Annotated in this window: 15 protein-coding genes and 1 tRNA gene; 12 read left to right on the plus strand and 4 right to left on the minus strand. The window is 37.3% G+C overall.

The annotated features are described in order from the left end of the window. The first annotated feature begins 97 nt into the window (after positions 1–97). From C4E06_RS24810 to C4E06_RS24820, 3 genes are all read left to right on the plus strand, one after another. Entirely contained in the window at positions 98–1,333 is a 1,236-nt protein-coding gene (locus tag C4E06_RS24810; RefSeq protein WP_198649016.1) for a glycosyltransferase family 4 protein, read from the plus strand. A gap of 14 nt (positions 1,334–1,347) precedes the next feature. Continuing rightward, a complete protein-coding gene (locus C4E06_RS24815) occupies positions 1,348–2,274 on the plus strand; it encodes a glycosyltransferase family 2 protein (protein WP_107671041.1) in 927 nt (308 codons plus the stop codon). 117 nt (positions 2,275–2,391) lie between these two features. Next, positions 2,392–3,363 carry a GDP-mannose 4,6-dehydratase gene (locus C4E06_RS24820; protein ID WP_107671042.1) on the plus strand — a complete coding sequence of 324 codons (972 nt, stop codon included), beginning with the start codon at positions 2,392–2,394 and terminating at the stop codon, positions 3,361–3,363. 49 nt (positions 3,364–3,412) lie between these two features. On the opposite strand, the gene C4E06_RS24825 is transcribed toward C4E06_RS24820, so the two are convergent. Beyond that, the gene (locus C4E06_RS24825) at positions 3,413–3,706 is read right to left on the minus strand and encodes an RNA-binding protein (protein WP_009545489.1); all 294 of its coding nucleotides are present in this window, start codon (positions 3,704–3,706) and stop codon (positions 3,413–3,415) included. A 201-nt stretch (positions 3,707–3,907) separates the two neighbouring features. Between C4E06_RS24825 and C4E06_RS24830 the strand changes: the two genes are divergently transcribed. Together C4E06_RS24830 and C4E06_RS29360 are read left to right on the plus strand one after the other, a co-directional pair. After that, on the plus strand, positions 3,908–5,116 hold the full coding sequence (locus tag C4E06_RS24830; protein WP_198649017.1) for a glycosyltransferase family 4 protein: 1,209 nt from the start codon (positions 3,908–3,910) through the stop codon (positions 5,114–5,116). A gap of 98 nt (positions 5,117–5,214) precedes the next feature. Beyond that, the gene (locus C4E06_RS29360) at positions 5,215–5,343 is read left to right on the plus strand and encodes a hypothetical protein (protein ID WP_255412194.1); all 129 of its coding nucleotides are present in this window, start codon (positions 5,215–5,217) and stop codon (positions 5,341–5,343) included. A 137-nt stretch (positions 5,344–5,480) separates the two neighbouring features. Here C4E06_RS29360 and C4E06_RS24835 read toward each other — a convergent pair. Next, a tRNA-Asn gene (locus C4E06_RS24835) sits at positions 5,481–5,552 on the minus strand. 156 nt (positions 5,553–5,708) lie between these two features. Between C4E06_RS24835 and C4E06_RS24840 the strand changes: the two genes are divergently transcribed. Next, positions 5,709–6,188, plus strand: a complete 480-nt coding sequence (locus C4E06_RS24840; protein ID WP_107671043.1) for a hypothetical protein — start codon at positions 5,709–5,711, stop codon at positions 6,186–6,188. A 50-nt stretch (positions 6,189–6,238) separates the two neighbouring features. Here the strand turns inward: C4E06_RS24840 and C4E06_RS24845 are convergent, their stop codons facing one another. Beyond that, positions 6,239–6,571 (minus strand): antibiotic biosynthesis monooxygenase, encoded by a 333-nt coding sequence (locus C4E06_RS24845; RefSeq protein ID WP_107671044.1) that lies wholly within the window; start codon positions 6,569–6,571, stop codon positions 6,239–6,241. Between the two features lie 275 nt (positions 6,572–6,846). On the opposite strand from C4E06_RS24845, the gene C4E06_RS24850 reads away from it, so the two are divergent. The 4 genes from C4E06_RS24850 to C4E06_RS29095 all read left to right on the plus strand — a co-directional run bounded on the left by C4E06_RS24850 (position 6,847) and on the right by C4E06_RS29095 (position 11,318). After that, complete coding sequence (locus tag C4E06_RS24850) at positions 6,847–8,319, plus strand: aldehyde dehydrogenase family protein (protein ID WP_107671045.1); 1,473 nt, start codon at positions 6,847–6,849, stop codon at positions 8,317–8,319. Positions 8,320–8,444: 125 nt separating this feature from the next. Next, positions 8,445–10,007, plus strand: coding sequence for a patatin-like phospholipase family protein (locus C4E06_RS24855; RefSeq protein ID WP_107671046.1), 1,563 nt, complete (start codon positions 8,445–8,447; stop codon positions 10,005–10,007). Positions 10,008–10,018: 11 nt separating this feature from the next. Beyond that, on the plus strand, positions 10,019–10,339 hold the full coding sequence (locus C4E06_RS24860) for a hypothetical protein (protein ID WP_107671047.1): 321 nt from the start codon (positions 10,019–10,021) through the stop codon (positions 10,337–10,339). Beyond that, positions 10,326–11,318, plus strand: coding sequence for a PIN domain-containing protein (locus C4E06_RS29095; protein WP_157951242.1), 993 nt, complete (start codon positions 10,326–10,328; stop codon positions 11,316–11,318). The genes C4E06_RS24860 and C4E06_RS29095 overlap by 14 nt, the downstream gene beginning before the upstream one ends. A 29-nt stretch (positions 11,319–11,347) precedes the next feature. Here the strand turns inward: C4E06_RS29095 and rsmH are convergent, their stop codons facing one another. Beyond that, positions 11,348–12,250 (minus strand): 16S rRNA (cytosine(1402)-N(4))-methyltransferase RsmH, encoded by a 903-nt coding sequence (gene rsmH, locus C4E06_RS24870; RefSeq protein WP_107671053.1) that lies wholly within the window; start codon positions 12,248–12,250, stop codon positions 11,348–11,350. A gap of 169 nt (positions 12,251–12,419) precedes the next feature. Here rsmH and C4E06_RS24875 point away from each other — a divergent pair, with 169 nt between their 5' ends. Both C4E06_RS24875 and C4E06_RS24880 read left to right on the plus strand, forming a co-directional pair. After that, a complete protein-coding gene (locus tag C4E06_RS24875; RefSeq protein ID WP_107671049.1) occupies positions 12,420–12,959 on the plus strand; it encodes a DUF4168 domain-containing protein in 540 nt (179 codons plus the stop codon). A gap of 381 nt (positions 12,960–13,340) precedes the next feature. Beyond that, positions 13,341–13,605: general stress protein (locus tag C4E06_RS24880; RefSeq protein WP_339377200.1), on the plus strand; the 265-nt coding region annotated here is incomplete at its 3' end.

Genomic DNA, 13,605 nt, shown 5'->3' on the forward strand with positions numbered 1-13,605 from the left:
AGTTTTTTAGGACGACAGAGTGATAATATTTATTTGAAATAGGTTACAGATAAAGAGAAGCTTGCTAAACTAAACTAGATAACTAATGAATCTACCCATGAAGATTCTTGTAATTTCATCCCTTTTTCCTTATCCACCAATACAGGGAAAAGCCCAGGTGAGAACCTTTTCCTTACTCAAACATCTTAATACAAAGTATGACATTACCCTAGTCACCCAAGAACCCAAACAAGTGTTAGAAGAGGATATTGATGCGCTACAGCAGCACATCAGTGATTGCATTGTTTTTCCTGCTGTTAACCGCGACGAAAATGGCAAAGGTTTCCTAGAAACCGCTAAACAATTGGGAGTATTCGTACAACAAGGGACACCCCCACGGGTGTTATCCCGTTATTCGGTTGCAATTCAGGAATGGTTAGATCAAGCCATTGAATCTGAACAGTTTAATATTTTATTATGCGAAGGCAGTGCTAATGAAATCTATGTTAGACCAGAATGGCAAGAAAAAATTCCCACAGTGATTGATATCCACCGTTCTGTTTATGGGATGTATAAGCATCAAATTGAAACCAGTTCCAACGATGGGGGATTAAAGAATCAATTAAGCTTACCCCTATTACGTCGTTATGAAAGACAATATTGTCATAAATTTGCCTCCGTCATCGCAGCCAATCAAACCGAACAACAAACCCTAAAAAACTTAAAATTAGAAGTCCCTGTTATCCTCGTTCCCAACGGACTCAACTTACAAGTTTTTCCCAAACGGCCTAATAATCAAGACGGACACCGTATTACCTTTGTCGGTGCCATGGACAAACCAGCCAATGTTGATGCTGCACGGTTCTTTAGTTTAGAAGTTTTTCCGAAAATTCTTCAACGCTATCCCGATGCAACCCTTGATATCGTAGGAAGTCGGCCCGTTGAGGAAGTGTTAGAATTAAACGAACTCTCAGGGGTTCAGGTCACGGGACAAGTCCCTTGTGTGCTTGATTATCTCCATAACACCACCGTGTCAGTGATTCCCATTCGTAAAAGTATCGGCACGAAAATGCGAACCCTCGAAGCGTTGGCCACCGGAACCCCCTTAGTGGCCAGTGATTATGGTTTAGAAGGATTACCGGTTGATGGGCCGGGGGTTCCCTTAGTGGCCATGAGGGCCAACGATGTGGATGAATATGTTTATGCCGTAGGCCGTCTCTTTCAAGACGCAAAACTCAGAGAAAAATTATCCCACAACGGACGGACTTTAGTGGAAAATAAATATACTTGGGAACAAATGACGCAACGTTATGAACAAGTATTGTTAGATACCTATAGTAAATTTACATCCTGACAATGGCTTAATCCATGTCTAATCCTAAAATTGCTGCTATTATTTGTACCCATAACCGCGATCGCTATTTAGGTGAGGCGATTAAAAGTTTATTAGCACAAGAAGGGGTAACCTATGAAGTCCTCATCGTCGATAATGGCTCCACTGACGGCACAAAAGAGGTGGTTGAACCCTTTTTATCCAATCCTCACCTTAGATACGTTTATGAGCCAATTTTAGGGCTATCCGTTGCCCGTAATCGAGGAGCGGAAGAAACCACCGCCCCAATTTTAGCCTATCTCGATGATGATGCTGTGGCCTCCCCTCACTGGTTAAAGGTTTTGGTAGACTCCTATGAGGAGAATGAAAAATTAGCGATCGCAGGGGGTAAAGTCACCTTAATCTGGCCCGATAATATCACGCCGCCGGCTTGGATTTCTGAGGGGTTAGCCGGGGGTTTAGGGTCTTACGATTTAGGCGATAAAGAAGTATCAATTACCAACCCTCAACTTACTCCAAGAGGGTTAAATTATTCCCTAAGACGGTCATTTTTAGAGAAAATTGGGGGGTTTGATGCTAATTTAGGGAGAGTGGGCAAAAAACTCCTATCCAATGAAGAATTATTTATGACCGAATTAGCTTTAAATCAAGGATGGGAAGTTGCCTATCTTCCAGATGCTCTCGTTGCTCATAATGTTGCCCCAGAAAGGCTTCAGCGCAGTTGGTTTTTACGCCGCAGTTGGTGGCAAGGGGTGAGCGAATGTTATCGAGAAGAAATTGCTGGCCGTACAGGGATTAATCAGTTAGGAAGAGGGGGAGAAAGATTAATCAGAGGCTTATATAAATCGGTAAAATATATCGGTCAACCGGCACAAAGTTTTGATAATTTAGTTTATGCCTATGGTCAAATTGGCTATTTAAAAGAAGCTTTACAATTACTTTTAAAATCAGCCAAAAAATAGTATCTTTTTGTTTTAGGGAAGAGGCAAGAGGCAAGGGTTCTCCCCCTCACAAAAGGGGGAGTTAGAGGGGGTGGCAATAGGCAAGATAAAATATAATCTTCAAAGAGAACAATTAAAATGGCACAAAAAACAGCTTTAATCTGTGGCATTTCTGGACAAGATGGGTCTTATTTGGCTCAATTTCTTTTAAATAAGGGTTATGTGGTTTGTGGAACCTCACGGGATGCTCAAATGTCTTCGTTTCAAAACTTAGTACGTCTGGGAATTCGTGAACAAGTCAAAGTTGAATCGATGGCCCTTAATGACTTTCGCAGTGTGCTACAAATTCTCAACAAAATTGAACCGGATGAGGTCTATAATTTAGCCGGTCAAAGTTCCGTGGGATTGTCTTTTGAACTTCCTGTCGAAACCTTAGAAAGTATCGCCACAGGGACTTTAAATTTACTCGAAGCCATTCGTTTTACCGGCGCACCCATTAAGTTTTATAATGCAGGGTCAAGTGAATGTTTTGGGGATATTGGCACAACCCCGGCCGATGAATTAACCCCGTTTCGTCCTCGTAGTCCCTATGCTGTGGCGAAATCTGCGGCCTTTTGGGAAGTGGCAAATTATCGAGAAGCTTACGGGATTTTTGCCTGTTCTGGTATTTTATTTAATCACGAATCGCCCCTCCGTCCCCAACGTTTTGTAACGCAAAAAATTGTGGCAGCCGCTTGTAAAATTGCTCAAGGTCATTCCCATCCATTACAATTAGGAAATGTCAAAATTAAACGGGACTGGGGTTGGGCCCCTGAATATATTCAAGCCATGTATTTAATGCTGCAACAACCCCAAGCTGACGATTATGTGATTGCCACAGGTGAGAGTTATTCCTTAGAAGATTTTGTGATTGAAACCTTCAAATGTTTAGGTTTAAATTGGCAAGATTATGTAATTACTGATCAAAGTTTATTCCGTCCGACCGATATTTCTTACAGTTGTGGTAATCCGAGTAAAGCGGCCCAACAATTAGGCTGGAAACCTCAATATAAAATGCCAGAGGTGGTTAAAATGATGGTGGAATATCGACTCAGCCATAACAAAAGGTAGGAAGTCGAAAACCCCTACCCTTCAAATAAATTAAGTCAATGATGTGAACTTAGAAACGACCACGGCCTCTACCGCCACCACCGTTAAAAGAACCACGAGGTTGACGTTCTTTGGCTTTGTTCACTTTTAAGGTGCGACCCATCCATTCAGCCCCATCTAAGGTAGAAATGGCTTGTTCTTCTTGGTCATCAGAATTCATTTCTACAAAAGCAAAGCCACGCATACGACCGGTATCACGATCTGTAGGGATGTGAACACGCTTTACTTCGCCGTAATCTGTAAAGACTTCGCTAAGGTCTTCTTTGGTTACGTCATAGGATAGATTTCCTACATAAATTGACATTTTGTGATTATCTCCGCTATTTACAAGGATTGTAGAGAGTGAGTGATCGGAGAGAATCGTATCAAGGCTGAAAGGGAAAGACCCGTCAATGCTAATAACAAAATCTGCTACCGAATACTTATTTGTCTCACTTAATATACTAACATATTTTTTGGATTAAGATCATATAAATTTGTTTGTCGTTTCCATTACTCTAATGCAATGAAATTATTAATGATTTGTGCTACTTTTCCTTATCCTCCCAGTCGAGGGGGAACTCAAGTGAGAACCTTTAACTTATTAAAACAGTTGAGTTATCATCATCAGATAACGTTAGTAACCCAACAAGCTGAGGATGTTACCACAGAAGAAATAGAAGCCTTAAAACGTTGGGTTCAAACGTTAATGTTATTTCCTCGTCCTGCTAATCCTACAACAGGATTACTCAAAAAAATCAATAGATTTACTCAATTTTTAATCACAGGAACCCCCCCTAATGTTTCTTTTTTATACGATGAATCGATTCAAAATTGGCTAGATGACGCTGTTGAAGATAATCACTTTGATGCGATTACCTGTGAACATAGTGTTAATGAAATTTATATTCGTTCTTCTTATAAAAATAAAATTAAAACCATTGTTAATAGTCATAGTTCTGTCTATCGAACCTGTCAACATCAATTAGAAACAGGAACCTCAGAAAATCCTCAACGCGATCGCCTTTATTTACCTTTATTAAAACGCTACGAAAAAAGAGTTTATCAAAAATTTTCTCATATTGTTGTCACCACAGATGAAGATTATCAACAACTGAAAGAATTTAAAATTGATACGCCGGTTTCTGTTCTTCCTAATGGGGTTGATTTAGACATTTTTCCCTATCGAAATAGTGATCCAGGGGGTCATCATTTGATTATTACAGGGGGAATGGATTATGTGGTTAATATTGATGCTGCTTGCTTTTTTAGTCAAGAGATTTTTCCTTTAATTCGTCAAAAATATCCTGATGTTACCTTAACGATTGTTGGTGCAAACCCTGCGGATTCTGTGGTAAAATTAGCAGAAAACCCAGGGATTATTGTTACAGGAAAAGTGCCGTCAATGGCAGAGTATTTACACAAAGCAACGGTTTGTGTCATTCCGTTAAGATCAGGATTTGGTATTAAAAATAAAACCCTAGAAGCCATGGCCACAGGAGTTCCTATTGTAGCAAGCGATCGCGGTTTAGAAGGCATGGAAGTGAATGAAGAAAACACCCCTTTAAGAGCATTAAGAGCGAATACAATAGAAGAATATATTAAAGGAATTAGTGATTTATTGGAAGATGAAAAATTACGTCAAACTTTATCAAAAAATGGCAGAGAATATGTAGAAAATTATTTTACTTGGGAAAGTTTAGGAAAAGAATATGAGAAAATAATTACAAATTAATTTTTTATTTTACAACATCAAAATATGAGTTTTTATGACACAAAAAAAACCTTAAAACTTATTATAAACGCGATCAAATTAATGTCTTAATTAATAGAATGAATAACGACTATGAAAAATACAAAGATCCTAATAATTTGACAAACTATATGATTAAGGAGTTTAAAGAACTTTTAGAAACAGGAAAAATAACATTACATTATGGAAATAAAAAAGAAACAAGTTAGATTAATTAGGGTAGATAAACATTGCTGTTACTATATAAGTTAACAGAAGAGGCTAATGTGCCTAGCTTAGCATCCAATCAAAGATAAATATAAATCAGAAATCTGACTTCTGACTTCAAACTTCTGACTTGATTAAACTCCCCAGGTAGGATTCGAACCTACGACCAATCGGTTAACAGCCGACCGCTCTACCACTGAGCTACTGAGGATTGATTGCTCACACAATTACTAACTATAGCAACAACCTGTGTCATTTGGCAAGCCTTTGCTTTACTTTTCTTAAAAAAAATCATTCACCAAGGCGTTGTTAATTTTGACCTTTGGGCTTTATCGTATAAATATGCTCCTCACCGTCTAACTCAGAAATGCCTATCAATCACCATCGTCCTGTATCATTATCTTTAATGTCCACGGACTTAGCCATTGACTCTACTTTAGAAACCTCCGGGACGTTATACCAAAAAGATCGTTTTCGGTTCGATTTGCTCCTCAGTCAACCGGATAATTCCCAGTCAGTCAATGAAGAGGAAGCCACTTCAGCCGTTGAAACCGCTAGACATATGTTATGGCTAGAAATTTCTCCTGCAAGGATTATTATGAGCTTACAGGGAAATGGTAAATTCTGTTATCGTCATTTTTGGGAACCAGGAATTTACGGGTTAAGCCGTTACTGGTTAAACGATAACAGTGGGGACATTGCCAATGCTTTCCGTCTGCGTAATTATACTCGTCGCTTACAGCTAGACGGGGATATATTACCAGAATATCTCAGAATTGAATATGAGTTATGGTCAGGAAAAGTCCAACTAGGCAATTATATCCTCAATTTGGAAGTCTATCATTAACCTTTGCCTTAGAATATCCTGATAAACTTGTTAGTCTATAATCCTAAAAGTTAGGTTTCAGAAAAACCATCAATCTCGCTACAAACTTCATAAAAATCTGTTTTTGGAGGTTTGACAAATAACGGAGTCATTTCTTCAATAATTTTTTCATACACCTCACTTTGATTGGCCTCCATATCTTCAATTTTTTCCCACATAATCACCGCTATGCCTTCATCGGTTCCAGGCTTTTGTAATAAAAATGCCCCTTGAAACCCATCTTTATAGGTTGAAACTGCTTTTTCATAAAGTTTTTGGGCTTCAGAAAATTGGCCGGGCTTAAATTCTCCTACAGCAACATAAGCATACTTATGCTTAAGAAAATCGAGAAATTCTCCTGACATTATTAAACTCCAAAATCTTTCAAGGTTGCGGAAACATTAAATGATTGAGAAAATAGGGATAATTAATTATCAATTATTCTCAATATCTTCTCTTTACTATATATCTTATTTTGCTTCTTTTTATAACATCTTTTAACTTTTTCTTAAGTAATGGTAAAAATATCCATACTTAATTAAAAAATAAAATGTTAATTTTTGAAAAAAATAGGATCTAAATCACTCAGAATGTTTCACCCTAAAAATAAAGTCGAGATAAAAAATGGAGACTTAATAAAATGGTCACAGCAACACGACCAGAAAACAAAGCAAAAATAGGTCCAACTCAACTATTAATTAACAATGAATGGATAGAAAGTGTTTCAGGAAAACGCTTTGAAACCATTAACCCCACCACAGGGGAAGTCATTTGTGACGTAGCAGAAGCGGACGCAGAGGATGTTAATAAAGCTGTCAAAGCTGCGAGAAACGCCTTTAACCAGGGAGAGTGGCCTAACCTCTCGGCTACGCAACGAGGACACCTTTTATATAAGTTAGCTGATTTAATTGAAGCCAACATCGAAGAATTAGCCCGTCTCGAAACCTTAGATAACGGCAAACCTTATCAAGACTCCTTAAACGCTGATTTAAGGCTGGTTGTTGCTTGTTATCGTTATTATGCAGGTTGGGCAGATAAAATTCAAGGCAAAACCATTCCTATCAATGGTCCCTATTTTTGCTACACTCGCCATGAACCCGTTGGAGTGGTAGGGCAGATCATTCCTTGGAATTTTCCTCTTTTAATGCAAGCATGGAAACTTGCCCCCGCTTTGGCCACAGGAAACACAGTGGTAATGAAAACCGCCGAACAAACCCCCTTATCCGCGTTAAGAGTGGGAGAATTAATTATAGAGGCCGGGTTTCCTCCAGGGGTAGTTAACTTACTCTCAGGATATGGCCCAACGGCAGGACAAGCGATCGCCCGTCACCCTGATATTGATAAAGTAGCTTTTACCGGATCGACAGAAGTGGGCCATTTAATTCTAGAAGCGTCTGCTCAAACCAATTTAAAGCGCGTTACCTTAGAATTAGGGGGAAAAAGCCCGAATATTGTCTTTGCTGATGCTAACCTTGATCAGGCCATAGAAGGGGCGCATTTTGGTCTATTTTTTAATCAGGGTCAATGTTGTTGCGCCGGATCTCGTCTATTTGTAGAAGAGAAATGTTATGACGAGTTTGTGGCGAAAAGCGTCGAACGGGCTAAACAGCGCATTGTCGGCGATCCCTTTGATGATAACACCACCCAAGGGCCGCAAGTGGATAAGACTCAATTTGATAAAGTGATGGAGTATATTGAGTCAGGCCAACGAGAAGGGGCAAAACTTCTGTGTGGGGGTGGCCGTGTCGGCGATCGCGGTTACTTTATTGAACCCACGGTCTTTGCTGATGTACAAGATAACATGAAAATTGCCCAAGAAGAGATTTTTGGACCCGTGATGAGTATTATCAAGTTCAAAGACATGGATGAAGTGATCCAACGGGCGAATGATACCATGTATGGTTTAGCCGCTGCGGTTTGGACCCAAGATATTAGTAAAGGTCATGCGATCGCCAATGCTTTACGCGCCGGTACGGTTTGGGTTAACTGTTACGATGTTTTTGATGCGGCTGCGCCTTTTGGTGGCTTTAAACAGTCTGGTATGGGTCGAGAATTAGGAGAATATGGCTTACAACAATACACAGAAATTAAAACAGTAACTATGAAACTTTAATTACTTTTTAAACCGTTGTGGGAGTGTTATTAACTCCCACATTTTTTTAGTAATTATTTGGTTTAATTAGAGCCAAAATATGAAATAATAAAGAACAATAGAGTAGTTATTAAAAAAATCAAATCATGTTAACTAAAGCTTATGGTATTTTAGCCGGAGGTGGAGTAAAAGGTGCAGCCTTAGTAGGAGGAATACAAGCAATAGAACAAAATAAGATTGAATTTGTGGGTTATGGAGGAACATCAGCAGGGAGTATTATTGCTTTATTAGCCAGTGTTGGTTATACATCGGAAGAACTAGAAAAAATTATGATTGAAGAAATTGATTTTACTCAGTTTCTTGATAACTCAGCATCTGAATTAGAAAATTTGAAAGATTCTTTCAGACAGCTTTTCGAGAAAATTAATAATTTTAATCTTAATGATGAAATTTGGAGAATGGGAGAAAATAGAAGATTAATAATGACTTTAATCAACTTCTTGAAAAGACTTAATCAAGATTTAGGATTATGTGATGCAAATGGTTTAAAGCAATTTCTAGTAGAGAAAATTGGGGAAAAACATGATTCTCTTAAAAATAAAACAGATATTACTTTTCGAGAACTTCAAGAGCAAGGATGCTATCCTTTAAAAGTAGTTGCTTCAGATTTAATCAGTCGTCAAGCCGTTATTTATCCTTTAGATCAAGGACAAGGTTTAGACTATTCTGTAATTGATGCTGTGCGAGCATCTATGAGTTTTCCTTTTGTATTTTTTCCAGTACAAACTGATAATTATTTATTAGTTGATGGTGGTTTGAGTAGTAATTTACCTCTCTTTTTATTTCAAGAAGAAAGAAAAGTTAATAATTATCCAGTTATTGCACTTGATTTAGTAGTTGATGATAATAATCAATCAAACCATTCTTTAGATCAGAGTAACTATGGATTATTAAAGTTTATTCCAGATATGTTAGAGACAGTGTTAGAAGCAAGTGATAATTTAATTGAAACATTAATTAAGAATATTTATTATATTTCTATAAAACTCCCGAAAGATATTGGTACGCTTGATTTTGAAATTTCAAAACAAGATAGAGAAAGACTATTTGATAGAGGATATAGGGACGTAAGTTCCTACTTAAATAAGAATGTTTTTCAAGCTATCAAAAAAGTTAGAACCGAAAGAGAAAGATTAAGGGTTTTGTATGGTCGAATAGACTTAATTGAAAAGACATTGGAAAAAGTTGCTATAAGTTTTAAAAATTATTCTAATGCAGAAGAGATACGTGCTTATATTATGCTACCAACTGAACGAAATACACTAATTGTTGTTTATCAATATGGAATGGATAATGATCCAGATATCGATTGGGAAGTTCCTGTTAATAGTGGAAGTATAGGTTACACATGGGTCTCTCGTAAACATGGGCGAGTAAATATTGAAATGATGAAAAATAACTTAGAAGATTATAATTTAACTAAAACCCAAGTTAATAAAATCCGAAAAGATAGACAAGCAATTTATAGTGTTCCTATATTTGATTTAAGTTTATCCCGTACTGAAAAAATAGAAGATTTAGAAATGTTAGGAATTCTTTGTATAGATACTAGCACTTCCCTAGAAAATACGTTATGGTTAAATCAGGATAGTGTATGTAAAAATGAGATTGAATTATGGGCTGATATTCTGGCACTAATCTTAAAATAGAGGTAACAATTATGATAGAACCTAGCAGCATCCGACATCCACAAAATTATAAACCCATTACTACAGAAGTTAAACCTGGATTATATGTCATTGAAAATGCCTATGAAGGGGAATATGTGTATTTTGAGAATGATTCTTTTGAGATTCAAGAATCTTCTTCTGATATGACTGATGATTGTCAAGACACTTCCGAAACTCAAGAATTGAGTGGTGAAGAAATGCGTGAAATTTTAGGTGCAAGTGAACCTACGCCAACGAAACAACCTGAAAGGATAGAAAAAAGTCAGTCAAATAGGGACTTGATTGATGAGAAAGGTTTTGGTAGATCCTGACATCATTTTAGAGTATTTGCTAAATCGAGGAGATTTTAGGATAGAAGCTGAGGTTATCTGGAAAATGATAGAATCTCAGGTACTTGAACTGTTTGTAACAGAAAATGGATTAGAAAAAGTTCACTTTTATGTTCGCCAATTGACAAATACGAATGATGGAATAAAAATCATTAAAAGTCTCCAAAAAAAACTAAAAATTTGCCCTGTTGATAAGGATATTATATATGAAGCAAAAACAAGTAATTTGAGAAATTTTGACGCAGCTATTCAGGTTATTTGTGCAACTCAAATGAGGTTAGATGCAATTGTTGCTTGGAATCCTAAGGATTTTGATGTCGAATTATCTAGTATTAAGATTTTGAGTATCTATGAAATTTTTAAGATGGAATTAGATAAAAATTTTTCACAAGAATCCATAAATTTTTCAGAAAACTTACCAGAACAGACAAAAAACGTGGTATTTGCTGACGTTGCTGACGCATCTTTTAGACTTGATGAATTAACTTCTGAATCTAAACTAGCTAGACTTTTTAAGGAAGGACATCAGCGTCTTAATGTTGTTAATATTATTAGCGGCAATGCTAGTAGTATTGTTAGCAGTTCTGTTAGTAGTATGATAGCTGCCAATGAAACATTAAGTCAAATCGGTGGAAATTGCTATCCTCATCGTCGTATGGCTGCTTGTTTAAGGGATACAGAGATTATTCTACGTTACACAACTTACGCATTATTTTGTGGTGATTCGACTGTATTAGAAGATCGTTGTTTAAAGGGTTTAAGAGAGATTTATTTGGCATTGGGAGTTCCTATTGATTCTTCAATTTATTCTATAACTATGATGAAGAACAATATTATTAATCTAATTGATGATCTTCACAAGAATTCTAAATCAGAATGGATTACTACCGATGGTGACTATTCATCGATCAAAGAAGAACTGAACAATTATTTTGATATTATTGTTTCTTCACTTTCTTAATCGTTTGATAATTGGTCACTGATAGCTGTTCACTGTTCACTAAATTTCCGTTGTGCAAACCTTAATTTTGCCGATCGCGATCGCGGATTTTTTTCTATTTCTTCGGGTTGAGCAATCATCGGTTTTTTCGTCACAACATCCAATAATAAAGAGTCTCGAAAACTATATTTAACCCGACGATCTTCTAAACTATGAAAACTAATAATTCCCATACGTCCCCCAGGTTTTAACCAATGAGGGGCTTTTTCTAAGAACCTTTCTAATGATCCTAACTCATCATTAACCGCAATGCGTAACGCCTGAAAAACGCGCGTAGCAGGGTGTATGCGTCCATACCGTTGTTTTGGGGGGAAACACTTAGCGATCGCCTCTGCTAACTCTGTCGTTGTCTCAAAAGGACGTTGTTGTACAATACGACGAGCAATAGGCCGCGATCGCCTTTCCTCTCCATATTGATAAAATAAATCTGCTAGGCTGGTTTGATCCCAATGATTGATAATTTCTGCTGCGGTTAGGGACTGTTCACGGTTCATCCGCATATCTAAAGCTGCTTCCTGACGAAAACTAAAGCCTCTTTCGGGTACATCAAACTGGGGAGAACTTACCCCTAAATCAGCTAAAATACCGTTAAATTGTGCAGTTTTTCCTGGATAGTCTGCAAAATTGCCCTGCCAAACCTCAAAGCGATTTTCGGCCATGTCGGATAAATAAGCTTGAGTGGTCGCGATCGCTTCCCCATCGAGATCAATTCCTGTTACTCTAACATCAGGAAAAGCCTCTAAAATCAGACGACTATGGCCACCCCGTCCCAAAGTCGCATCTAAATAATGACCATTTGGTTCAATGGCTAAACCTTCTATCACCTCTTGACATAAAACGGGAGTGTGAAGGGTAGGGGTAACAAGCTCGTTAGTGGGATCTGTGTTAGTCATAAACACTAGATTAACAGAGACAGTAGAAAAAATAGAGTAAAAATCTAGACTCATCTTTTCGTTTTCGTCTCTTGCCTGATAACAGACTCAAACCCAGTCTAACCCTTAATTCTATCCTAATTCTGTTAACCCACAATCTCACTGGTGTGGCAATTGTCAGGAACTTATAATGCTTAAAATAATTCAAAACAAAAGAAACCCAGGCGGGGATTCAGTTATTATTATGGATTTGGCGGCTCAACGCATGGTGTTTATTCACTGTTCCCTTTTGAATTTGAACAGAATCTTCACTCGTTCTCTTATGTCTAGCTTAGTCGTATTTTTTGGTATTCTTAATGGGTGTAGTTTGGTGCCAAACGTCTCCCCTACCCCATCGCCGCCACCCTCTAGTTTTAGTGATGAAGAAGTCACGAATTATGCTCAGACGGTGTTAAAAATTGAAGATCAACGTCGCATCGCCTATGATGAAATCGAAGCAGTCATAGACAATCAACCCCCAGAAATTGCTTGCGATCAACCTGAAACCATTAAACAACTACCAGAGCAAGCTCAAAAGATTGCCGTTCAATTTTGTAATGAATCGAAGAAAATAGCCCAAGATAGTGGCTTATCCTCTAATCAGTTTAATGCCATCACAGAAAACGCCCAAAAAGATGCAACCCTCAAAAAGAGAATTCAAAATGCAATGATTCGTATTAGAAAGCCCTAAACTGTGTTGAGCAGTTAAAATAATCCTCATTATCGGTTCTATCTTATAAATTTCTCGCTTTAATATTGTTTTCTAAACTTGATTAAGTTTTTCTTCAGTCAGTTTAACTGCTGTGAAAAGCTCTATCAGTAATCTTTTTTTGATTCATTGATGAATTAACTTAAATATTGACAATTCCAACTCAATAATCAAGTTTTTGTCATCTTTCTTTTACCATAAAATTTAACTAAGGGATTAATAGTCTATTTATCTCTTTAGACAGATGGAAACCATTAAAAAAATGAAGATTATAGTAATAGTAAAGTCGATAAAAATATAGATATTAAGAATAGTAAATCGACTTGAAAGGCAGAATTTTACTGAAAGAATAGGTTAAACAATATGAGTAATACCACAATTAAACACGCTATTGGTACATTTGAGAATAGAAGTAATGCCGAAGTTGCACTACAAAAATTAAGAGATCAGGGTTTTAATATGGATAAAGTATCCATTATCACTCGTCATGAAGATGTTGATGCTGATTTCTCTGGTGCAGAGGTTAAATCCTCTGGAGAACAAGCTAAAGGAGGAGCTAAAGCCGGTGCAACAGCCGGTGCGGCCACTGGTGGTGTTTTAGGACTGATTGGTGGTTTAGGCGTATTAG

Source organism: Cyanothece sp. BG0011 (assembly GCF_003013815.1).
Classification (GTDB): Bacteria; Cyanobacteriota; Cyanobacteriia; order Cyanobacteriales; family Microcystaceae; genus Crocosphaera.

Excerpts from the sequence above, each read along its gene's own strand:
- C4E06_RS24850 (WP_107671045.1), top strand. The coding sequence starts at position 6,847 with ATGGTCACAGCAACACGACCAGAAAACAAAGCAAAAATAGGTCCAACT.
- C4E06_RS24815 (WP_107671041.1), top strand. The coding sequence starts at position 1,348 with ATGTCTAATCCTAAAATTGCTGCTATTATTTGTACCCATAACCGCGAT.
- C4E06_RS24830 (WP_198649017.1), top strand. The coding sequence starts at position 3,908 with ATGAAATTATTAATGATTTGTGCTACTTTTCCTTATCCTCCCAGTCGA.
- C4E06_RS24845 (WP_107671044.1), bottom strand. The coding sequence starts at position 6,571 with ATGTCAGGAGAATTTCTCGATTTTCTTAAGCATAAGTATGCTTATGTT.
- C4E06_RS24810 (WP_198649016.1), top strand. The coding sequence starts at position 98 with ATGAAGATTCTTGTAATTTCATCCCTTTTTCCTTATCCACCAATACAG.
- C4E06_RS24840 (WP_107671043.1), top strand. The coding sequence starts at position 5,709 with ATGCCTATCAATCACCATCGTCCTGTATCATTATCTTTAATGTCCACG.
- C4E06_RS24820 (WP_107671042.1), top strand. The coding sequence starts at position 2,392 with ATGGCACAAAAAACAGCTTTAATCTGTGGCATTTCTGGACAAGATGGG.
- rsmH (WP_107671053.1), bottom strand. The coding sequence starts at position 12,250 with ATGACTAACACAGATCCCACTAACGAGCTTGTTACCCCTACCCTTCAC.
- C4E06_RS24860 (WP_107671047.1), top strand. The coding sequence starts at position 10,019 with ATGATAGAACCTAGCAGCATCCGACATCCACAAAATTATAAACCCATT.
- C4E06_RS24875 (WP_107671049.1), top strand. The coding sequence starts at position 12,420 with ATGCTTAAAATAATTCAAAACAAAAGAAACCCAGGCGGGGATTCAGTT.
- C4E06_RS24855 (WP_107671046.1), top strand. The coding sequence starts at position 8,445 with ATGTTAACTAAAGCTTATGGTATTTTAGCCGGAGGTGGAGTAAAAGGT.
- C4E06_RS29360 (WP_255412194.1), top strand. The coding sequence starts at position 5,215 with ATGAATAACGACTATGAAAAATACAAAGATCCTAATAATTTGACAAAC.
- C4E06_RS24825 (WP_009545489.1), bottom strand. The coding sequence starts at position 3,706 with ATGTCAATTTATGTAGGAAATCTATCCTATGACGTAACCAAAGAAGAC.